Below are 22,992 nucleotides of genomic sequence, written 5' to 3'. Positions count from 1 at the left end.
CATTAGTTAGTGCCGGTTTTCTGACCATTCACAACGGTCAGGTTCGGTGTCAGTTTCCAGGTATTGTTGAAGAATCCCGCCATCCGAACGCCCCGGCTCCCATCGCGCACCATATCCAGGCCGAAAATCATGAAATCGGGGAAACCACTGGCCCCGGCGAAGTACTGGTTTGCCGATGCCGCCCGCATTCCTTTCAGTCCCGTACCCCCAATCACCGCCACCGACGCCGTAGCTGAGCCTTTGATGGGCCAGACGAAGTAGGCTGCCAGCTCATCGCCCTGCCATTGCTGAGTACCCACCTGCACACGGTTACGCGCCAGTTGAATGGGGCAGTCGGCCAGCAGCGAGGTCCAGGCCGCGTTGTTGGTTGCGTTTCCGAAGAGAACAACGCCCCGATCGGCATAGTTGGCGAGCGAAAAATCAGTATCGGCAACGATGTCGATGGCTCCATTGCCCCGGTAATACCAGGTTTCAGCATCGTAGCGGGCTTTTTGTAGGTTCCAGTCGTTTTCGTCTTTCGTCCCCTTCGTGCCATACACAAACACCATCCGGTTGTTGAACGCATCTTTAAACGTGCCATACCGGTGCGGTCCTTTCTGACCTGCATCGGGGCGTTGAGCCTGCGTCCACTGCCCGTTTTCACGACGTAGAAAGAGCGTGTCTTTGGCATTGGCAGTCGTGTAGCTCATGGCCGGATTCCCATCGAGCGAGATGGTCACCGCTGTGTTGGGGGTAAATGCCGTCAACGCCAGTTTCAGAAGCGATACATTGGTTGTTGTTCCCGAAATGGTCTTGCCCCGACGGTTGAGTTGTATCCGGCTATACAGCAGGGGCTGAATCTGTTGCTCAATAGATGCCCATCGGTAAGTCGACGAAATACCCGGATTCGCGGTGGTGAAATCAATGACGTTCACGGTCGAATCAACAGCAATCTGATGCCATTTGAAGAAGTCGAACAGCGGCTTCCAGTCAACGCTCTGATCGCCAAACCAATGGCTACCGCCGGGGTATTCGTAGTAGCTCATGTCGGGTTGCGAATCGCCCAGCAGCCTACGCATCTGACGGGCGTAGGTAACGGGTACGGTGCGGTCATCATCGCCATGCAACACGTAGATCCCCAGCGGCTTGTAGTTGGGTATCAGTTTCAATACATCGCTCTGGTTGCCAGACCGCAGGAGCATCTGCTCTAATGGATTGCTGCTCGAGTCGGGAATGACGCCATCGGCAGAACCGTATTCTTTCAGGGTCGGGTACCCCGCGCAGGGCGCAATGGCAGCCCACTTATCGGGGTACGTGGCACCCAGGAACCAGGTGCCGTGCCCACCCATCGAATGGCCGGTCAGGTAAATATGTTGCGGATCGGGCTTGAACTGGCTTTTGGCAATCTCCAGCACCTCCAGCGCATCGAGTCGACCCCAGTCTTCCCAGTTGAATCCGCGTGGTCGCCGGTTGGTTGCCGCAACCAGGTTGCCCCAGTCTTTTGGCTTGTATGCCCGCGCCTGCCCGCTCGCTTCAACGCCCGCTCCGTGCACCGACAAAAACAGCGCCGATGGTGCCGTTGTAGCAGCCGACTGAGGGGTGACGGCGTAGTATTGTACACTGCCGTCGATGCGACTTACAAATGTCTGGCTATAAGATGCCCCGACCGGAACGGCATCCACCGACAACGTACCTACATCGAGTTGTTTTCCTTTCTGAACGAGCGTGAGCGCACAGGTTTGCGGTCCTTTTTCACTGACACCACTACCATCAAACACGAAAGCCACTTTCCGGCTCGATAATGCGGGAATGGTGGGTAGCGGTGAAGTGAGCGTTTTGCCCGCCAGTTTGCTGGTCAACTGCAGGCCAGTCAACGGGGCAGACGACGTATTGATCACAACGACAGCACCCTGAAGCGATGTGTTCGCCTCCCCTAACCGAATGCTGGGCAAGGTAGGATCGTCGGTACGAAGCAGCGCTGGTTTGTCGGGAAACGTGAGGCTGGCCGTGACAGAAACGCCCCGTACGTAAAACTCATTCAGCCCTTTTCGCAGTTTCACCGGAATGTGTAGATACCCCATGCTGTAGGCATCGCCCATGTGCAGTTCACCATTGACATAGACGTTACTATTTCCTTTGATGTTCAGCAGCGCCACCTGCTCGCGGGTGGCCGGGTATGTCAGGTACGTATACCCGCCGCCGCCACCGATACCCCCTCTCAGGCTGCCGGCCACTACGCCCGGCCCGGCCGGAGCGCCGCCGTTGCCACGGGCATTCCCCCGAAACCGAAGGCGGTTCAGGCTATCGGCCGTTACCGGCAACCAGGTGATGGGCCGCCCCCGCTCGTCGTTACCGAAAACGGCTCCTTCGGCAGGTTGGCTGAGTGTACCCGCATACAGTTGATAGGCCAGCGGGTCGGTGTAAATGGCTTCCCGCCCATAACGGCTACCCGTCAGCGCGATGAGTCCCTTCGTAAACACATAAGAAGTTGCTGAGCGGTTAGGCTCCGGTGTTGGCTGCGCCCGTAATAAGCCAACAGACAGTAGGGAGAGGGTTAGGCAGGAAACGTGTTTTACCATAACGGCGACGGTGAGTGGGTACGTTGGTTAGTTGTAGTTGTCTGCGTTGACTATCGCGTCAGCACGCCCAGTTCGGCGATGGAGACCATAGTATCGCCCGTGCCGGTGGTCTCGATCGCGTCGAATTTCAGGTACCGTCCCGATTGCGGTTTGTCGAACCGGATTGATTGACTAACCGGGTTGTTGTTGATGTTACTGAAAGCACCCTGACTCACCGGTGCCGACCATGTTTGCCCGTCCTGGCTCACCGACACCGCGTAGCGATACACGATGCCGTCTTTTTTGCCATCCTGCCGGGGTAGGTACGTGAACCCACGCAGAGCTAACGTCTCTCCCAGATCGAGCACTACTGACGTGGGCGTTTCACCGTTCCTGCGTTGTTGCCAGAACGTACCTGGATTGCCGTCGATCAGCCGATCAGCACCCCGTCCGTTCGCCGCCGTTCCCGACGACACAACGGTCCATTTGGCCGAACTGACGTCAAATTCCTGGCTGACGGGACTGCTGGCCCGCTTCATATTGTCGACGAAGGCGCGGGCTTTCACGGTGCCTCCTGCTGCCAGCGCAAACGGCTGCGTAAAGCGGGGACTCTGGGCCGTGGGCTCGGTACCGTTGGTGGTGAACGTAATGACGGGGTCGGTGGTGCGGGGGCAAACAATGGTGACCAGCCCGTCTTTACTCCGACTGATTACCGGCGTTACAATTAACTCCGGCGCGTTGTACACTTCCAGATGACTGATAATCGGACTGGCATTGGCATCGTCGATACGTACCTGGAGTTTATTGGTTGTAACGGTCGGGAACCGCAGAATACGCCGGTTGCCGATGGTCGTCCCCTGCACAATAGGCTGATAACTACCGTCTTTCCAGGCCAGTACCGAGAACTTTTTCACCCGCTGACCAAGCGTGATATATTCTTCGATGAGCAGCCGGTTTAGGGTCGTCTGTTTGCCAAGGTCAATATCCAGCGTAGCCTGTTTGGCTCCGTCAGCCGCAGCCCAGTAAGTCGCCCGGCTTTTATCGAGTACGTTACTGGCGGCAAACGTTGCGGCTTTACCATACACGCTATTGGCAGTAGCCCTGGCAGCCCCGGCCAGATTGACCGACGCTTTATCGGTGTAGGCTTTCAGCTCCATCAGACGTTTGGCGTCGTTTTCGTGCACCAGTCCGCGCCGGTCAACGGGCAGGTTCAGCAGCCAGTTACCATTGCGGCCAATCGAGCTGTAATAAATATCGACCAGGTGTTCCAGCGATTTAACCTTATCATCTTCATTAGCGTGGTAATACCAGCCCGGCCGGATGGAGCAGTTGACTTCGGTGGGCACCCAGTCTTTCGCACCTTCTTCGCCACTGGTCAATTCCCAGTACTTCGGGTAACCGGGGTACACTTTGGCCCGGTCGATAGTGCACCAGTTGGTTTCGCCGCCATATCCATCTTCGTTACCTACCCAGCGAATATCAGGCCCGGCATCGCTGAAAATAACGGCGTTCGGTTGATATTGGCGTACTGTCGCGATGAAGCCCGGCCAGTCGTATACCTGCTTCTTGCCATTGGGTCCTTCGCCGTTTGCCCCGTCGAACCAGACTTCATATACGTCGCCGTATTGAGTCAGCACTTCTTTGAGGGTATTTTTGAAAATGTCGTTGTATTCCGGCGTGCCGTAGGCAGGGTGATTCCGATCCCAGGGCGAGAGGTATACGCCAAATTTCAGCCCATATTCCTTGCACGCGGCTGACAGGTCTTTCAGCACATCGCCTTTTCCACCGCGCCATTTGCTGTTTTTCACCGAGTGCTCCGTGAACTTCGACGGCCATAGGCAGAAACCATCGTGGTGTTTGGCCGTGATGACAATGCCTTCCATCCCCGCCGCCTTGGCTGTTCTCGCCCACTGCCGACAGTCAAGCTGCGTGGGGTTGAACTGATTGGCCGTTTCGGTGCCATGCCCCCACTCTTCGTTGGTGAAGGTGTTCATGTTGAAGTGTACGAAAGCGTAGTACCTCAGTTTATGCCAGGCCAACTGCCGGGCCGATGGTACAGCCCCATAGGGTGCCGGCGACTGGGCAATGGCCAATTGGCAAACACTTATAAAAACGGCAAGGAATCCAGTAAAGCGCATAACAAGGCTGATAAGTGACTGATGAGATTTATGTGTTCCCGAAGCGAACCGGGAATGGGTAGTGCGTTAGTCCGTTTGCTGATCAAGCACCGGCGTAGCAACGGTCTTAAGGCTTTTCTGTACGGATTTATTCTGCTGATCGAACACTAAAATAGTGTTGGCTCCCGATTTGAGCCAGCAACCGGGCACATAAAGCGTTTGCTGTGGCCCCACGTTCCAGAAACGACCCAGGTGGTGACCATTCACATACACGATGCCTTTGCCCCAACCCTGCATATCCAGAAACGTATCGCCCGCCTGCTTTACATTGAACGTTGCGGCATAAAACGTTGGGCGGTTGACTTTGGCGGGCTGACCGGCGTATTTGCTCAAGTCAGGTACGTTGGTAAGGGGCAAGCGGTACATGAGCCAGTCGCCGGTTATTTCCTGATCATCAATCAGGATGGGCGAAATAATGCCTTTGGTATTCTGGTTTATTTTGGCTCCGTAGTTGATCCGCCCCATGTTCTCGACCAGCAGTTCGAGAGTGCCATTAAACGGAATATCGACGGTAAGTTCATACTGTTTCTCGATCCGATTGAGCTCACCTACTTTTTTGCCGTTTACATACACTGTTGCAAAATCACGCAGGCCCGTCACCTTCATGGTTCCCTGCGTGGGCTGTGTAAACCGCTTGCTGTATAGCACGTAGCCGCTTCCCTGTTGTAGGTCTTCAAACGATAGCGGCGTATCGTTGCTCACAGGCTTCAGCGTTTTCTTCAGCTCAGCCAGATCGACCGTTTTGGTGAGGGTGATGGGCGGTAACGTAATGACGGGCAATCTGGCAGGTACGTCGGGAATGGGATACGTGGCGTATTTTTTCAGCAGGTCCCGAATGGCCGTGTACTTGGGGGTTACCCAGCCTGCTTCGCTCAGGGGGGCGTCGTAGTCGTAACTGGTAATGTCGGGCTGAATGTCGTGTTCGTCGTTGTAGTTGGCTCCAGCCGTGAAGCCGAAGTTGGTGCCGCCGTGGGCCATATACAGGTTGAAGTGAACGCCATTTTTCAGGTACGTCTCCGTCTGTTTGGCAATCGACTCAGCGCTTATCTTCGTAAACGGCTCAGCCCAGTGATCGAGCCAGCCGGGGTAGAATTCAGCCACCATATACGGCCCCTTCCCATCGTGATAGGCGTTGACGGCCTTTGTCAGATTGGCCATGTTCCCTTCGCCATTGGCCGTTGGCAACACGCCCGGCAGCGACCCGCCCTTAAACAGACCGGTACCGTCAGACGTGAAAAATGGCCCCGTTAGACCCGCATCGGTTAGCATCTGCTGGATAGCCAGGTTGTAGCGGCGGTGCTCATCGAGGGGAATGTCTTTACGCTGTGATACGTACGAGCCAAATTCATTTTCGGCCTGCACCAGAATAACCGGTCCGCCCCGACCTACCTGAAGCGGTTTTACCTGCTCGGCCAGCTTGTTGATATACACGCGGCACGAATCGAGAAACGGCTGGTTATTGGTGCGGATAACCAGGTCTTTATTCTGCTGCAACCACCACGGATAGCCGCCAAATTCCCACTCGGCGCAGGCGTAAGGACCCGGCCGCAAAATGACGAATAAGCCTTCCTGCTGCGCCGTTTTGACAAACTCGGCCAGGTTGTGGTTGTCGGTTTTGAAGTTCCAGACGCCGGGTGCCGGGTTGTGGTAATTCCAGAACACGTAGGTAGCCACCGTGTTGAGTCCCATCGCCTTAAGCATTTTGAGCCGATGCCGCCAGTAAGGTTGCGGAACACGGGCATAGTGCATTTCGCCGGAATGAATCTGGACGGGTTGCCCATCATAGAGGAACTGCCCGTCGGCGATGGTGAAAGAGTGCGGTTTCTGGGCAACAGCCTCGCTCGTAACCAGCAGAAACAAGCTGATGCAGAAGGCTACTAAAAAACGGATAGGCATGAAAAGAGACGTGAGTCGTTGATAATCAGATACACTTACTATTGAGTAGACGTGGCGTTAAGTGAAAAAACGCCCGGCTTGTCATTGTTGCGCGACACAATCAGACGGTTAGGTGCCTGCCTGAAGTGCAGGAGCGCTATATCCCGAATGTCGCCAGTCAGCCACAGCGGCGTGGTTCGTTTATACGGTTTGACGGCCCCCTGCCCAAATTTGAGCAGTACACCCTTCGCGGCATCGCTTCGGCCCAACAGCACTTTGTAGGGATAAAAGTTGCCCGCTGCCAGCACTTCCCGCTGCCCGTCGCCGTCAAAATCATCGTACAGGAAGCCGTTGACCATCGACACCTGCGCCGCGTCGGGCAGGGGTTTGAGCTGAAAGGAGGACGTACCTGTGTTTTCGAGCCAGGCCGATTCGAGTGTGTTGGCCCGCAACTCCTGCGCTCGGGCAAACTGCGCACCCATGATATCTTTCACGGTCGCGTCGGCATAATCGGCATACTTGATGAATTGCCGACGAAGACTATTCACCTGTCCCAGCATCTCGTCGCGGGTTGGCAGGGGATACGCTTTGCCCTGCACATAATAACTCATGACAGCATCTACTTTCCCGTCCTGATCAATATCGGCCGCGTGGCACATAACGGGTTCGTCGACCGACGCCTGGAATTGCATGTTTTTGCCCGCGTTCCCCAGCAGAAAATCCATATCACCGTCGCCATCTACGTCGGCCGGTGTAATGCGGCACCACCAGCCCTGGCTATCGGCCAGCCCCAATTGATCGGTCTGCTCCTGCAGCTTCCCCCGGTCGTTATGAAACACCCGAACGGGCATCCACTCGCCAACGACCAGCAGTTCAGGCCAGCCGTCGCGGTCAAGGTCGGTCCAGGAAGCGTCGGTAACCATGCCAACACCGCTGATCGCCTCGCTGACAGTGGCGGTTACGTCGGTAAATCGGACCGTTTTGGCATCGGAATCATTGCGCAGGATAAAGCTTTTGGGTACACGTGGGTACGCCTGCGCGGCCAGTCGACCACCCACAAACAGGTCCAGATCGCCGTCGTGGTCAAAATCAGCGGCTTTCACGCAGCTACCGCTCGTTGTCTCGTAGGGGATCGTCCCTTCCGATGCTTTGCTGAATTTTCCCCGGCCGTCGTTCAGGTACAACCGATCCTGATAATACGGGTCGCCAGCCACAAACTCGTTGCCTCCGCTGACGACGTACAGATCAGCGTCGCCATCACGGTCGGCGTCAAAAAAAAGAGCCCCTGCGTCTTCGGCCTGGCCGTCAGCTTCCCACCCCTGCTCAACCGTTTTAACGAACGTGCCGTTATCCTGCCCTAGGTACAGTTGCCCCGATTGACCAGCGGCCCCGCCAAAAAAGACGTCGTCGTTGCCATCCCGGTTTACGTCAGCCACGGCCAGTTTGCCCCCCAACCTCGACAGTTGATATGGGAGTAGTTGCTGGGTTTTGAAGTCGACGAAATTGTTCTCTACGTGCCGGAAATCAATGCCCGCTTCCCCGCTTACGTCCTGCATCAGCGGTTGCGGTACGGTGCGGGCGGCTGGCTGGGCGGAACCCGCTTTGGCCTGCTCTACTACCAGTAGCTGATTGGGCTTCACGTTACGCAGCACTGATACCTGGTCGTTTGCCCAACGTACCCGCACCTCCCGAACAACCGGCGCTTTACCAAGGCCGATGGTCAGGATCGGTTCGACCGAGGATTGGTACCCCCGGCTAAAATTAGCTTCCTGGTAGATCGTCGTGGAGTCGAGCACCAGTTGAATGTTGGCACCAATCCCCAGCGTGTTTTTGCCAGCGCCAACGAGTTTAAGTTTCAGGTATTTATTCTGCTGAATCTCATTCTGGTGATTTTGCAGCAGGGTTACTTCCTCATTGAGGTTATTGACGATCAGATCCAGGTCGCCGTCATTATCAAAATCGGCGTAGGCAGAGGCGTTCGACACGGCTTTACGGCTCAGCCCCCAGGCCTCCGTGACATTGGTGAAGTGGGTGCCGTCTGTGTTCCTGAAAGCGTATTTGCTGAGTTTAGTGCTCGACATCTGGGCAATCAGCGGAAGCGGATCGGCGGTTTGACCTATGGCGCGGGCGGCATTCATGGCGTCGCCAACCGTGTACTTGATGAAGTCCTGATTGGTGTAATCTTTCAGGTAGCCGTTGGTAATCAACAAGTCTTTCAGGCCGTCGTTGTCGAAATCAGCGAACAGGGGCGACCAACTCCAATCGGTGTTGGAAATGCCCGCTAACTGGCCAATTTCACTGAAACGAGGCAGGCTGTCGGGCGCAAATCCCTGGTTGATCTGCAACGTATTCCGCATATACTGGTGGTGATACCCGCTATCCACGGCCAGCGCGTATTTATCGTATTCATCGGGGCCTTTCAGCAATTTCTGCCGGTGGTTATCCTCCGGAAGCATATCTACCACCATCAGATCGGGCAGCCCATCATTGTTTATATCGGCTACATCAGACCCCATCCCGTATTTCGAGAGGTGGCCAAAAACCGTGTGCGACACTTCCCGAAACGTACCGTCCTGGTTGTTAACGTAGCAGAAATCCTGCTCATCGTAATCGTTGGTGACGTAAATGTCGGGCCAGCCATCGGCGTTCAGGTCGCTGATAGCCGCGCTCAGGCCAAAATTGATCCCGCTCCCGTGAATACCCGACCCCTCACTGACTTCCACGAACCGGTTATTATCGTTGCGAAACAGCTTGTTGCCGAAGTAAGGATGGCGCAGGTTGCGCAGTTTTTTTACGTTGAACAGCGACGAATAGAACATGTTGGCGTGGTTGAGCAAAAACATGTCCAGATCACCGTCGCGGTCGTAATCCAGAAAATACGATTGTGTCGAAAACGTGCCGATGGCGTCCAGTCCGTATTCCCTGGCTCGTTCGGTAAAGGTGGGCGTTCCTCCGGGAGAGCCGCCGTTGTTGATGAAAAGTTGGTTGGCGCGTTGGGGATGATCCCGGATCACCGGTTTATCGAGCCGTTCGCCGTCGGCATTACCCGAGTAGCATACGTATATATCGAGCCAGCCATCTCCGTTGACATCGGCCATGGTCACGCCGGTTTTCCAGCCCGATCGTCCGGACGTACCTGATGCAGCGGTGACATCGGTAAACGACCATGTACCTGGCTCAGACTGGTTCAGAAACAGTTTGTTAGGCACGGTATTGCCCGACAGGTACACGTCGGGTTTACCGTCGTTGTTCACATCACCCGTCGCTACGCCTCCCCCGTTGTAGAGGTATTCGTAGGTCATGATGTTGTTCTGCTCGGTTTCGGTGATCTGGTTAGTGAAGTGCAAACCCGTTTTGTCAGCGTCCATTTCGCTGAACTGTGTTGGCGCTGAACACCGCTGGAACAACAGCAAACTTCCTGCGACCAGCAAACGGGTACTCCATTGATGCATAATGGGCTACTGTTGAGGTATTTGTAATTAGTTGCACATAAAAACGCCCCAGCCTGACCGGTAAGCTGAGCTGGGGCGTTGAACAATCTTAGTCTAATAACCTGGATTCTGGGTCAGCTTACCGTTGCTGCGCTGAATCTCGGTATACGGAATGGGCAAGAAATACATCTTGTCATCCCATTTGCGTGAATTGTCGGCCGTGTAGTTGTATATATATTCCGTGGTGGTGCCATTGCGGTATACATCAACGCCTGTCGCCGGTTTGTTGAATGCTTCCGGCCCGATTTTCCACCGGCGAATATCGAAGAACCGGTGATCTTCCAGCACCAGTTCTACCCGACGTTCATTGCGGTAACGCTGCACCAGGGCCGCGCCCGTTTCGGTGATAGCAGGCATGCCCACCCGCGCCCGTACTGCGTTGATGGCCGTTCGTGCTTCGGCTTCGTTACCCAGGGCGAGCTGTGCTTCGGCGTAGTTCAGGTAAAACTCAGTCCGGCGGAAGTAAATCCAGGGGCTGGTGTTTTCCTGATCGCCGCTGGCATCGGCGCGCTTGCCTTCGTCCAGAAACTTGCGCCAGTTGTACCCCGTCCGTGAGGCGTTGGCCGCCGAAGGGCCATTGCGTGAATCAAGACCCGCCTTGGCCGTGTTGTTGGGCTCTGCTTTATCGCGGAAGTACTGCATGGCGCGGGTGGTGCCCCGCGTGGGGTCAACGATGGTCGCTCCTTCATACAGCACTGAACTGGCTAGGCGTGGATCGCGATTCACGTAGGGCGTCTGGTTATTGTAGCCCGACGTTGGGTCAGTAATGGGTTTACCATTGGTCATCTCGTAGCTATCTACCAGGTTCTGTGTGGGCGTGGTATTGCTCCAGCCACCTAACCCGTTTGAATAAAGCCAGAGGTTAACGCCCCACGAACCATTTCCATGCGCATTGTTGGGTGTGAAATTGCGGGCGAAGATGATTTCCGCCGTGCTGCGTCCGTTAAAAATCTGGCTGTACTGCGCCGCCGACGTGATCAGCGGGAACGTGGTCAGGTCCATCACCGCCTTGTTGGCATCGCGGGCGGTGGTCCAACGGCTCTGGTCGTTACCCGTGTTGAACAGGGGGCTGGCAGCGTATAGCAGGGTGCGGGCTTTCAGGGCCATTGCCGCTTCTTTGGTGGCGCGGCCCCGGGCTACGGCTGGCGCTGAGCCCAGTTTCGCCATCGCCTCGTCGCACTCCTTTACCACAAAGGCGGCAATCTCATCGGCCGTGTTGCGGGCTACATCGGTGTTGCCCTCGCCCAAGACAAACGTATTAGTAATCAGGGGAACACCCCCGTACCAGCGCATCAGGTCGGCATAGAGGTAAGCCCGCAAAAACTGCATTTCGCCCGTTAGCTGCGTCAGTGCCGTAGCCGGAATGGCGGTTGAACCAGTTGTTTTTTCCAGGAATAGGTTCACCCGCCGGATGTTGCTATAAGCGTTGGCCCACAGGTTACGCGTGACGCCTTCACCATTGTCGCGAAGAATTTCACCCCGGTTATAGGCATTGACGCTCGCCGCGCTGCCGTGCTGGTTGTAGGCATTATCGGTCAGGCCATCGAGCAATGAATTCTCATCGTCGAAGGGCTGGCGCATGCCCCGGTAGGTTCCGTTGACAAAATCAGTCAATAGAGCCTGGTCTGAAAAAACGTCGACTTCGCTGTATGAATCCAGCGGTTTCAGGTCAAGAATGGCTTGTGAACAGGCGGAGATGCCTACCGAAGCAGCGGCAATCAAGCCTATGTATATCAAATAGTTACGTTTCATGTGAAAGACGAATTAAAACGTTAGGTTTACGCCGAAGTTGATACTCTTGGTGTGTGGGTACTGCCAGCCCTGAATATTGACGTTTTCAGGATCAGGCAGGCCATCTTTCTTCAGGCTGTCGAAGGTTAGTAGGTTGTAGCCGTTCACGTAGAACCGGAGCGTCTGTACGCCCAGCCTGCTCAGCAGAGGCCGGGGCAGTGTATATCCCAGTTCTACGTTTTTCAGCCGCACAAACGATACGTCACGTACCCAGAGATTATTGGTCTGTTTGCTACGGCCAATACGGGGAAGCGATGCTCCGGTGTTGGTGGGCGTCCAGGCGTTGGCCAGGAAATAATCGGGACCATTGCTGCCCAGCGAAAAGTTGTACGTGATCTCCTGAACCGCCTGCGCCTGGCCCTGGAACAAGGCCGTCAGGTCGAACCCTTTGAACTCGGCACCCAGATTCAAGCCGTACTGTAACTGCGGCGTGGCGTTGCGGTCGAGCCGGATACGGTCGTCGCTGTTCACCACCCCGTCGCCATTGACGTCACGGTAGATCAGGTCGCCAACGCGGCTACCGGCCAGACCCGGAATCGTGGTCAGTTGGTCTGACGTCTGGTAAATGCCCAGCACGTCGTAGACCAGCAGTGACCCCACCGGTTGCCCTTCCAGTTTCTGGTACGACTCCCGGAACACATTGCCTTCGTCGATGAACACCACTTTGTTGCGGGCGTAGGTTACGTTACCGCTGATGTTGAACCGGGCTCCTTTCCATGAGGTCCGGTAGGTGAGTTGTGCATCGAAGCCTCGGTTATCTACCTTGCCGATATTTTCAGACGGCAGCGTCAGACCCGTATACTGGGGCACCGTCACGTTGCGGGCGGCCAGAATGTCGGTCCGTTTGTTGTAGAAAACGTCACCCTCGAATGTCAGGCGGTTTTTAAAAAAACCGGCTTCAATACCAATGTCTAGGTTGGTCTGCTTTTCCCAGGTAATGTTTGGGTTGGCCGCCACACCGGGATTCAGAGCAAGCACATCCTGCCCGTTGACAACGTACCCATTCCCAAAGGTGAAGATGTTCAGGAACTGGTACTGCGCCACCCGGTCGTTGCCCAACTGACCCCACGAGGCCCGCAGTTTCAGGTTGCTCACCACCGGGTTGTTTTTCAGGAAGCTTTCTTCCGAAATGCGCCAGCCTAACGAAGCGCCGGGAAAAAAGCCGAACCGCTTTCCTTCGGGGAAAATCTGCGAGCCATCATAGCGGAAATACAGTTGCGCAAGGTACTTGTCCTGATAACCGTAGCTGACACGGCCAAAATAGTTCTGCCGGGCCCCCTGGCTAGCACTACCGTTGGTGACCTGATTGGTCTGGCTACCCGCAAACAGCTGGTCAATCTGCGGCGACTCGAACCCGTTGCGACGCGCCAAAAAGTTATCAGCGCGGGTCTGGTTCTGTTCGTAAGCCACAAACGCAGACACGTTGTGCTGGCCGAAGGTACGTTCGTAATTGATTTTCGAATTCAGGGTAAGCGACTGGGTACGAATAAACGTCTGCTGTAACGAAGGAGTAATGCTGGCTCTGATCGGCACTACCGTACCAGAAGCATTGGCTTCATAGAACGTGTGCGGCTGCGCCCAGATTTTCTGGAAATCTTGGAAGAAGTCGAGCGCCGCGAAGCCATCGATGAACAAGCCCGGCACCGGCAGTTTGTATGTATACTTGAGCGTGCCATTCACCACGTTTCGCTCCAGTTTGTCGTAGCCGGTCCCCTGCGCAATGGCCAGCGGGTTGTTGTTGAACCGACCCCGTGCAGGCAGTCCGTTCACCGTTGCCGGTTGCGTGGGATCGCCCAGTACTGCCGCCTGAAAGACGGTATTTTGGTCCAGTTGCAGAAAGTTGCGATTCTCGCGGCGGGCCGCCAGGTCGAAGCCGATGTTCAACTTCTCCGAGATTTTAGCGTCTACGTTTGTGCGAATGTTATACTGCCGGTAGCCGGTCGTGTTGTCGCCCCGCAGCAGCCCATTCTGGTAAGCCGTTCCGCCCGACAGAAAGTACCGTACGGCGTCGGTTCCGCCGCTCAGGGTCAGGCTGTGCCGGTTCTGGATCGAATAGTCTTTGAAGGATTCGTTCACCCAGTTGGTACTGGGCAGCTGGCCACTCGCGTATTGACTAATCTGCGTATCATTGAACGTGACAGGCTGCCCCGCCTGGAGGTTCAGGTCGTTGATACTGCGGGCGTACGTTGCCGCATCGGCCATTTTAATTACACGGGTTGGGCTGACAAAGCCCTGGTTGAACGAATAATTCAACACGGGTTTGCCCGCCTTACCCCGGCGGGTTGTGATCAGCACTACGCCGTTGGCTGCCTGCGCTCCATAAATCGCCGCCGATGCATCTTTCAGTACCGTAACCGTTTCAATATCGTTGGGGTCTATCCGGGAAATGCCGTCGCGGTTGGCTACGCCGTCCACCACGATTAGCGCGGCCGAGTTGCCCGTGGTACCAATGCCCCGAATAAAAATGGCAGCATCGTCGCGGCCGGGTTCGGCATTGCGCTGGTTAACGATCAGGCCCGGCACGCGCCCTGCCAGCGAGTTGGAAATAGACACCGCCGCACTTTTGCGGATCTCCTGCCCATCTACCTGCGCAATAGCACTGGTCACATCTTTTTTCTGCTGGGTACCGTAACCAACTACCACCACTTCGCTAAGGGTTTTGTTGTCGGTCTGCAACACCACGTCAAGGGACGTGCGGCTGCCTACCACAATTTCCTGCGTGATGAACCCGATGTAGGAGAACACCAGGGTGCTTCCCGCGCTGGGTACGTTCAGCGAATAGCGGCCGTTCACGTCTGTGGTCGTGCCCGTGCTCGTTCCCTTCAGCACCACGCTGACCCCCGGCAGTGTTTCGCCAACATCAGATGTAATCCGGCCTGTCAACAGCGCCGCTGTAGGTGCTTCAGTAATATCTGTCAGTGCTACTTTCAGCGGCTGCACAGGTATGGCCGGACTTTTTTTCAGAATAATATACTTCTTACGCAGGCTGTAATCGATCTGAATAGGCCGTAGCAGCCGGTCCAGCACCGAATTCAGTTTTTCATTCTGTGCGTCGAAAGAAACGCGCTGTTGCCCTTCAACCAGAGCGGGTACGTAGGTAAACCGCAAACCGGTGGCGCGTTCAATGGTGGCTAAAACGGTTGGCAAAGGCTGATTTTGAGCCTTAATCGTAATAGGCTGGTCGAGCAGGGTTTGGCCGGCGCTGTTGTGCGCCAGCGCAGAGCCTGCCAGGATTGCCGTCAGCAGAACGGGTAGCATAGTTGCACGCATAAGCTGAATCAATCTAATTCGGCGAGGTATCGCTTTTTTCATACTTTTAAACTGGTTTTGGTTGAGGTAACAGACAGGCAAAACTGCGTCCTGCTCCGATAGGAGCATCCAGATGGTGAGACATCCCGGACGATTGTACTAGCCGGTCGTGGTGGCAGCCCCGACCGGCTTTTTACTGGGTAAAACGGCTAGGAGCAACCCTTGCCGGTAATGATGATTTGGGCTTCTACCACTTCGTAGCGCGCCCCGATAGTTTCGCAGATAATATCCAGCTTCTCAAACAGCGATTCATCCGTTAGCGGCGCGGTGATCTGGCAGTTCCGGAAGGTTTCTTTGTCGAAGTTGATTGGTATCCCGTAGGCTTTCTCCAGTGTAGTCAGCACCAGCGCTACCGGGGCCTTAACGAAGTTGAATTCAACGGGTTCGTCGCGTAGCGGCTTCGGCTGCTCAACCAGCGCTTTATGCATTAGCTTACTCGTGCGCTCAAAAACCACCTGCTGATTGGGCGTGACGATGATTGTCTGGGGCTGATAACCCGCCTGACGAGTAGCCCGCCGCCACTCGTCTTCGGCTAGCACAGATACTTTCCCCGACAATACCTTCACCAGCACCTGGCCCGATTGCGTCTGTGCCTGCACAATAAAGCGTGTGCCCAGCACCCGAGTCACCGACCCATTGGCGTAGACCAGAAAAGGCTGTTCGGGCCTGCGTTGTATATCAAATGTGGCGGTACCAGTCAGAAACACCTCCCGCCGATCGGCCGCAAATTGACCTGGGTACGTTAGTTCGCTGTTTTTGCCCAATTGTACGGTACTGCCATCAGGTAGGCGGAGCAGGCGTTCTGCCTGCTGTGCCCTGACCGTACCAGGCCGGGTAGCCACGGCAACGGGTTGGTTCGCTGGTGGTGTGGGCTGGTAGAACCACCATATGCTTAGCCCCACCAGGATTAACCCGGCAACAGACGCCGCCACCGGCCAGGTACGTTGATAGGTACGCAACGGAACCACCTGAACAGTGGGCCGGTCGAGGTGCTGACGGGTAATATCGATCACCTCCTGAATGTCTTCCTGGGTGATTGGCCGGTTTTTAACGCGCAACGCCACCACAATCTCGCGGGCCTGCTGTAGCGTCCCGGCCTGTTCGGGGTGTTGGCGTTGCCACGCTTGCCAGTGGCTGTCCAGAGCGGGGGTTGGGTGCAATACCCAGGCCCGGAAATCGTCTTGCCATACCAGTTCGTTAACCGGTATTGCGTTCGAGTTGGGGGCATCGTGTGGGGTCATACCTACGATACCCGAAAAAGTACGCAGATACTGCCTGCTCCTGCATTTTTTTTGGCGAATCAGCCGCAGGGCAATCAATTATTGGGTTAGAGGTCCGTTTTCCACTGTCCCCGCAACTTCCGAAGGGCCTCCTGCAACAGGTTAGACACCGATTGAAGCGTGATATGCATGACATCGGCGATCTGCTCCCGATTCAGCTCTTGAAAATACCTGAGGTAAATTACTTCCTTCTGACGGGCAGGCAGGCCGTCTAACAATTGCTGCATCTGCCGGGCAATAAATCGCGTTTGTTCCGACAGGATCAAGTGCTCTTCAACCGTGAAGTCGGCCGCAAAATCGGGTACCGTCGTAAGGTCTGTTTGCAACTGATTCATCTGCCAGACCCGGTGAATTCGGCGACGCAAGGCCACCAGTAGGTATGGTTTCACAAATACATCTGGCCGGAGGGTCTCGCGCCGCTCCCAGATGTCCAGAAACAGATCCTGAATGCAGTCTTTAATGAGATCGTCGTCTCTCGAGAATTTACCGCCGTAGTGAAATAATTCGCGGAAGTACCGCTGCATCAGCCCATCCAGTGCGTCTTCGTTTCCGTCAAGCAGTTGCTTCCATAGTGCCTCATCGGTTGGTAGGTTTTTATGGAATAAGCTCATAAACTGGAACTGCGACGTGACGAGAAAGGCATTTTTAAGCAACTAGTATAGCTATAAAACCAAGAATAACCCAATCCAGCAGGGCGAAAAGAGCGCGGTGCCAGCGTCTCATCCGTTTACAGATTGAGGGGAACATTAACTGTCAACTCGATAAACGGTTGAGTAGTTGGCCTATTAGTTAGGCCATAAAATTAGCATGAGCACTCATCAACGTTGAAACGCGCACGAACGAAGCAACTTTTCTACTTGAGCCAGTTGGTGTTTGAGCCGGGCCATTTCATCCGCCTCCGTCTTCATAGCCAGCAACGTTTAGGGCTTGGCCAATAGTATCGAAGGCGGTAGCGTTGGTAAACCCGATTTCAGACACGCAGGAAGCTCGTGAAGTTTTCAGCTCACGCAAAACGGGTGCCAGTGAAAGGCACCCGTTTTGTACTTTTTCTTGAGATTGATGAAACTGCTCACAGTCTTAGCTTTGCACGATTAGTGTCAAGCTAAGACTGTGAGACGCATTTTGAGCGATAAAGCCAGTTATGTTAACCTAGGCGGATGTAATGAACGGGATGGTTCTTCCGAGATAGATCCAATTTGCAGCCACTCGCCTATGCTGTCTCAGAAACGAGCGTTTAATACCTGCCAACTTCAGTTCGTAACCCACGAATCAAGCTTGAACAAGCAGCTTAGTCAATAGCTGCATTAAAACCCCCATGTCGAGGGGTTTGACCAGGTGAGCGTCAAAGCCAGCCTCCTTCGTACGTTGTCTATCCTCATCCTGACCGTACCCGGTCAGGGCAATCAATACCATCGATTTGCCCCAGTCATGGCCTCGAAGCCGACGGCACACCTCATAGCCATCCATGCCCGGCATACTAATGTCACACAGAATCACCCGGGGCTGAAGGACTTGAGCCACTTGTAACCCTTCCGCCCCACTCAAGGCGGTGGTGACCGCGAAGCCCCTTAACTTGAGCAATATCGACAGCGTGAGTGCTCCATCCGCGTTATCATCAATTACTAACAGGCGATGCCCTACAGGCTTAGAAGAAGCCGTGGCATCTAGCGACGTAATGGCTGGCGTAAGCGGGGCTAAAAGAGGTAAAAAGACTGTAAACTCGCTCCCCTGCCCCAAGCCAGCGCTGTGCACGTCGATCCGTCCACCATGCAGCTGAGCCAGCCGTTGGGCCAGTGTTAAGCCAATGCCCAGGCCGCCCTGGGAACGAACCAGCGACGTATCGGCTTACACAAACAACTCGAAAATGGTTAGGCATTGATCTGGAGTCAGACCAATCCCGTTATCGGCTACCCGCAGAACTGCCTGCCCCTGCTCGCCCGCCAGACTGACCCGAACTTGACCTTGCTCGCCCGTATACCGCACGCCATTGGTCAATAGATTGCTGACCAGCTGGCTCAGACGGGTAGCATCCCCATCCACCATCAACGGGTCAGCGGAGCCTATCAGCTGCAGGCTTTTATGCTGGGTAGCGAACATGGGACGAATGGAATCAACTACTTCCGCTACTAGGGTCCCCAACTCGAGCCGTTCCCGCTTCAACTCAATCTTACCTTGACTGATGCGACTGACATCCAACAAGTCATCCACCAAGCGGACTAAGTGCTCCAGTTGGCGAGTCATCATGCCAGTTGTCTGGTCGGGAATACTGCCCACTTCGTGGATTTCGTTGAGAATATTCAGTCCATTGCGTAAGGTGGCCATGGGGTTGCGTAATTCGTGGGCCAGCATGGCCAGAAACTCATTTTTTCGGCGATCGGCCAGTTTGAGCACTTGCTCGGCTTGCTTACGGGTGCTGATGTCCTGCATAAGGACCAATAGTCGGTGTTTCGAGCCGTCTTCCACGCGGCTGATGGACATCTCCAGCACCATGCCCTGAGGCTCGGATAAGCGCTCAAAGCGAATGGACTGTCCGGTATCCAAAACCCGGTCGTAGTCATCATACCAATCCTCGATCTCCTGGGGGAAATGCTCGCGAATGGACTGCCCGCTTAAGTCGGTAATGTTGAACAGAGCCAGCATGGCCGAATTCATGGCGATGTAGCGATAATCGCGCCGACCGTCGGTCCGCCGGGGCAGTCGCTCGATCAGGCAAATAGCCTCGCTAATGGTCTGGAATAAGGTGCGGTATTTAGCTTCTGATTGGCGGAGGGCCACTTCGGTGCGGGCGCGTTGGGCCAGATCCCAGGTGCGCTCGGCAGTTTCAGTGGCCAACTGAATGTCCAGACTCGTCCAGTCCCGGGGACGAGCCTGGGTGAGGCAAAATTTGGCCACTAACTGGCCATGCCTGATGAGGGGTACCTGGATGTAAGCCCCAATGTTCAACCGCTTGCACAACTGCTTCAGAGATTGATCAATCGCCTCGGTGGTTGTGGCGTCAGCAATCACCACGGACTTACCCTTCAGCAACTGGGCTTTCATGCTGGGCAATTGATCCAGGGAATAATAGGTGGGAATAGCGGGTAAATCAGGGCGGGCGGCCTGCTGGCGAACAGTGACCTGGTCCTGCTCAACTTCACAATAGTAGGCCCTGTCGGCCTTAAAATAAGTCAAGGCTAACTGAGTAGCTGTCAACTGTATGCCGATGGGGTCGGTTAGTGGGCGCATCGCATCACTGAGTTGCAATAGAAAGTTGGCCTGAGCTTCACTCTGGTAACGATCCGCCTGGGCTTGTTTGCTGGCGGTGATGTCCATAAACAGCACGGCAACCCGTAGGGGATGGTTCGCTTCAACCCGAAAGGCACGGACATCCATCCAGCGGCCCAGGGTCGAGACGTAAGCGTCAAAATTGACGGTTGTCCCCTGCAAGGCAACTTCCTCATAGTAGGCTGTGATATACCCCTCAATAGTGGGAACGACTTGGCGAAGGGTTTTGCCTACTACCTGAAGGAGTCCTGATTGCTGATCAAAGGCGTGATTGGTCAGCAGATAGCGAAAATCAGGTGGTGCTCCGGCGGGGGTCTCCACCTTTTCGATTAGGCAAAAGCCCTGGTTGATATTTTCAAAGGCTATTCGATAGATGGGGTTAAACTGATCGAATGCGGGGTTTGGGTCTGCCATGGTAGCGGGGTACAGTATCCCCTTTTGCTATACCTATGTTCAGGCCATTAGTTCATACTAAAGTATACAAGTGAGCAAGGGGGCCGGGAAGGTGGATTGCCAGAGCAAGAATGGCCACTAGTAGAGCAATGGATCAGGCTAAAGTTATCTGGTTGAATGCCCGTTTTACTAAGACAGCTTGTTAGGACAGATCCTGCTATACTTGACAGGGAGCTGTTGTCTTAACTTGTCGCCTCACTGACCAACGTCTCCCCTTGTCAATCACTGATTGAGTTGAGCCTACACTTGCTCAGAGTTCATCTATATGCTTATTGATGGCTAAGTGACCGCAATAGCAGTTTGTCGATTCTGCACGAGACGGTAAACCTACCCAAGTTGTACTATTACAAGTTGGGTCGTGGAAGTATGTTAATGAATTTTTCTAGGAGTAAGATTCACAGATCGGGTCTCGTAATGACGGCAAAACGTACCTGATAATCAGCACACTAAGCTCTGTTCCTTGGGAAATGCATTAAAAGTCTATCAACTTACACTGAGACTTTCGCTCAGGACATAAGCATGGCAACTTCCGGGTATGAGTGACGATGCGGTAAGCCTCTGGCAACCGATTGTGGAATGAGCGTACGTTAGGGTTTGATCAAAACAGCGAACTGTTGGAAATCAATGCTAAGTGTAGAAAACAGACTAATAATAGGGATCAGCTTTCATATTATATTTTCTACATTTAACTTCCATGCTTGTAATAGATAAAGCCTATCGATTAACTCTCTACAACTTAACTTATGGACTCATGCATTGTGCACGTTAGCCAGACCATTAAGCCACTCTCATTAGGCCCCCTGCTGGCCCAGAGTCGGCGCAATAATGTTCGGTGGGGCACTACTGGCGTAACGCTCTACGTGCGAGGCAGTATTATCCAAGCGCTAGAAAGAAGCACCAGGCGTTGCCAGATCTCTACCAGCATATCAAACATCAGGTCGAACACATCCTGACCCGAACTATTACCCAGGTCTGTTTGCAACGTGGAATGTGGGTTACATGACCATCAATCAGTCAAGCGGAAAAAAATCTATGCATTCGGTGCCTCAGCGGCACGTTGCTGGCCAAGAAGTATGGTATCGCCCACAGTAGCACTGCTTATCAGGCTATTCTGTCTGACGTGACCTGAGCGTAATTCTCCCCCACGATAACCATGCGAAGCTGGTGGTGGAAGCATTACAAGTGGGCGAACAGGTATTTGTAGAGAAACCACTGGCGATCTACGAGGCTGAACGTACCGCCGTAATAGCTGCCAAAGAGGCTGCCGACCAGTATGGCAAGCGAATGACTGTTGTCAGTTTCAATCGCCGTTTTTCGCCAACGGCTCAGAAAGCCAAAGCTTTACTAAGTGCAGAGACTCGTGGCAATTAGCCGCGACACGCCACTAAAAATAATAGCCATTGACCCTTAAAGTAACTAAATATAAAATTTGATTTACTTATTTATTCTCAATACTGACTCAACGCTACACTATTCAGCATCTTTAATCTAGCAATTCACCCGGCGATCTATATAGGACTGCCATTAACACACATAGCTTATGCTATCGTATTATGTACCTCGAAAATTCTGGTTTGTGGTTATCGTTGCCTATTTGACGACGCTTCCCCTGATGGGAACCGCGCAGGTCAGCCTACCTACATCCCGCCAGATTTACCAGCGGGGTACAGACAATTACACCTTTATCCCGATTCAGGGTCAGTGTCCGAGTGGAACGGTTCGCATTGAAGCCACAGCAACAGCCTTGAACGGAGGCACTAGCGTAGGGTGGACGGCCGTGGTTGAGCCGGTTTCCGGTACGTCGTTTTCTGGGCGTCTCCGCTTGCAGGGCGGCTGGTACGGCCTGAGTGTACGGGCCGTAGGCAATAGTGGCACACTGGCAACATGGAACGTTGACCGCGTAGGGGTAGGCGAAATCTTTATCGTTACGGGCCACTCAGTGGCATCAGGTGATCCGTCGATTGCCGTTCCCGCTGCTACTGACGATCGGGTTAATACCATTGAACGGCCTCTCTTATTTGCCGACCGCGATAGCTACGACAAAAATCCGATACCGGAACTGATGCCCAGAGGGTGGTCGCAGTTTGGCGCAGTACGGCCAGCACCCTTTGGTGATTACTGGTACTTCTGGTCAATATGTGCGGAGAAACTCGTCAAGCGGTTGAACGTACCCGTAGCTATGTATCAGGCCGCTTTTGGCGGAACCAACCTGGAACATATGTGGAAGTCCTCACAGGGAATTCAGTTTGAACATGGCTTTTGCAACTCTGCCCTACGGCTGCCGTACATCAACGTGAAAAACGCCCTGACCGTCTATTCGGCGCAAAGTGGGGTGCGGTCGATCTTATCCGACCACGGAGCCAACGACTGGACTAACCCCGATGCCAACCAGATTGCGGGGTACTACAAAGGCTGGCTCGATCAGGCTAGGGCTGATTTTGGGTTCCCCGTATGGGCGCTCATCAACCGGGCTACGGTGGTCTTTCAGAGTGGTGACAGGTTTCCGCAGGTACGGGTGGCTCAAGAAATGGCCGCCCAGTATACCAACTGTGCACCCGGCCCTGATTATGACAACCAGCTACTACCCTCAGACCGCTACGACAATGTTCACATGGGGGCTTCGGGCATGGATCGAGCCGCGCAAATCTGGGCTGATGCCGTTAGTGATTCGTTTTTGGCGAAGGCAACTCCGTTTCAACCATCATGGCCCAATGGCCTGTCATCAACGCCCGTAACGCCTGTTGCACCCGTCGTAGCACAGGCTCCGGCTACTCAGAACGGCACGATCGGTCAGAACTTCAACGCCTCACTGGCA

10 protein-coding genes and 1 pseudogene are annotated in these 22,992 nt (G+C 54.4%); 2 read left to right on the top strand and 9 right to left on the bottom strand.

From position 1 onward, the window contains the following. Positions 1–2 precede the first annotated feature (2 nt). The 9 genes and pseudogenes from F7231_RS21815 to F7231_RS21770 form a co-directional block, all read right to left on the bottom strand. On the bottom strand, positions 3–2,558 hold the full coding sequence (locus F7231_RS21815; RefSeq protein WP_166693536.1) for a carboxylesterase family protein: 2,556 nt from the start codon (positions 2,556–2,558) through the stop codon (positions 3–5). Between the two features lie 50 nt (positions 2,559–2,608). Further along, positions 2,609–4,675, bottom strand: a complete 2,067-nt coding sequence (locus tag F7231_RS21810) for an alpha-L-fucosidase (RefSeq protein ID WP_166693535.1) — start codon at positions 4,673–4,675, stop codon at positions 2,609–2,611. 66 nt (positions 4,676–4,741) lie between these two features. Further along, positions 4,742–6,610 carry a glycoside hydrolase family 35 protein gene (locus tag F7231_RS21805; RefSeq protein ID WP_166693534.1) on the bottom strand — a complete coding sequence of 623 codons (1,869 nt, stop codon included), beginning with the start codon at positions 6,608–6,610 and terminating at the stop codon, positions 4,742–4,744. A 38-nt stretch (positions 6,611–6,648) separates the two neighbouring features. Further along, on the bottom strand, positions 6,649–10,041 hold the full coding sequence (locus F7231_RS21800; protein WP_166693533.1) for a VCBS repeat-containing protein: 3,393 nt from the start codon (positions 10,039–10,041) through the stop codon (positions 6,649–6,651). A 93-nt stretch (positions 10,042–10,134) separates the two neighbouring features. Next, positions 10,135–11,832 carry a RagB/SusD family nutrient uptake outer membrane protein gene (locus F7231_RS21795; RefSeq protein ID WP_166693532.1) on the bottom strand — a complete coding sequence of 566 codons (1,698 nt, stop codon included), beginning with the start codon at positions 11,830–11,832 and terminating at the stop codon, positions 10,135–10,137. 12 nt (positions 11,833–11,844) lie between these two features. Next, positions 11,845–15,141, bottom strand: a complete 3,297-nt coding sequence (locus F7231_RS21790) for a TonB-dependent receptor (protein ID WP_166693531.1) — start codon at positions 15,139–15,141, stop codon at positions 11,845–11,847. Positions 15,142–15,329: 188 nt separating this feature from the next. Continuing rightward, positions 15,330–16,421 (bottom strand): FecR family protein, encoded by a 1,092-nt coding sequence (locus F7231_RS21785; protein ID WP_166693530.1) that lies wholly within the window; start codon positions 16,419–16,421, stop codon positions 15,330–15,332. An 86-nt stretch (positions 16,422–16,507) separates the two neighbouring features. Next, on the bottom strand, positions 16,508–17,071 hold the full coding sequence (locus tag F7231_RS21780; RefSeq protein ID WP_166693529.1) for an RNA polymerase sigma factor: 564 nt from the start codon (positions 17,069–17,071) through the stop codon (positions 16,508–16,510). A 658-nt stretch (positions 17,072–17,729) separates the two neighbouring features. Then, positions 17,730–19,685 (bottom strand): annotated as a pseudogene (locus tag F7231_RS21770) (hybrid sensor histidine kinase/response regulator). Between the two features lie 1,659 nt (positions 19,686–21,344). Between F7231_RS21770 and F7231_RS21765 the strand changes: the two are divergent. Beyond that, positions 21,345–21,548: a Gfo/Idh/MocA family oxidoreductase gene (locus F7231_RS21765; RefSeq protein WP_310589376.1), complete on the top strand. Its 204-nt coding sequence runs from the start codon at positions 21,345–21,347 to the stop codon at positions 21,546–21,548. Between the two features lie 169 nt (positions 21,549–21,717). Next, on the top strand, positions 21,718–22,992 hold a 1,275-nt coding region (locus F7231_RS21760), incomplete at its 3' end, for a hypothetical protein (RefSeq protein WP_166693526.1).

It is taken from the genome of Fibrivirga algicola (genome assembly GCF_011742925.1).
In the GTDB taxonomy this organism is placed as follows: Bacteria; Bacteroidota; Bacteroidia; order Cytophagales; family Spirosomataceae; genus Fibrella; species Fibrella algicola.
Note: the sequence above shows the minus strand (reverse complement) of the source record. Positions and strands in the feature narration are given on the sequence as shown.

Coding starts and splice junctions, on each gene's coding strand:
- F7231_RS21815 (WP_166693536.1), bottom strand. CDS start 2,558: ATGGTAAAACACGTTTCCTGCCTAACCCTCTCCCTACTGTCTGTTGGC.
- F7231_RS21810 (WP_166693535.1), bottom strand. CDS start 4,675: ATGCGCTTTACTGGATTCCTTGCCGTTTTTATAAGTGTTTGCCAATTG.
- F7231_RS21805 (WP_166693534.1), bottom strand. CDS start 6,610: ATGCCTATCCGTTTTTTAGTAGCCTTCTGCATCAGCTTGTTTCTGCTG.
- F7231_RS21800 (WP_166693533.1), bottom strand. CDS start 10,041: ATGCATCAATGGAGTACCCGTTTGCTGGTCGCAGGAAGTTTGCTGTTG.
- F7231_RS21795 (WP_166693532.1), bottom strand. CDS start 11,832: ATGAAACGTAACTATTTGATATACATAGGCTTGATTGCCGCTGCTTCG.
- F7231_RS21790 (WP_166693531.1), bottom strand. CDS start 15,141: ATGCGTGCAACTATGCTACCCGTTCTGCTGACGGCAATCCTGGCAGGC.
- F7231_RS21785 (WP_166693530.1), bottom strand. CDS start 16,421: ATGACCCCACACGATGCCCCCAACTCGAACGCAATACCGGTTAACGAA.
- F7231_RS21780 (WP_166693529.1), bottom strand. CDS start 17,071: ATGAGCTTATTCCATAAAAACCTACCAACCGATGAGGCACTATGGAAG.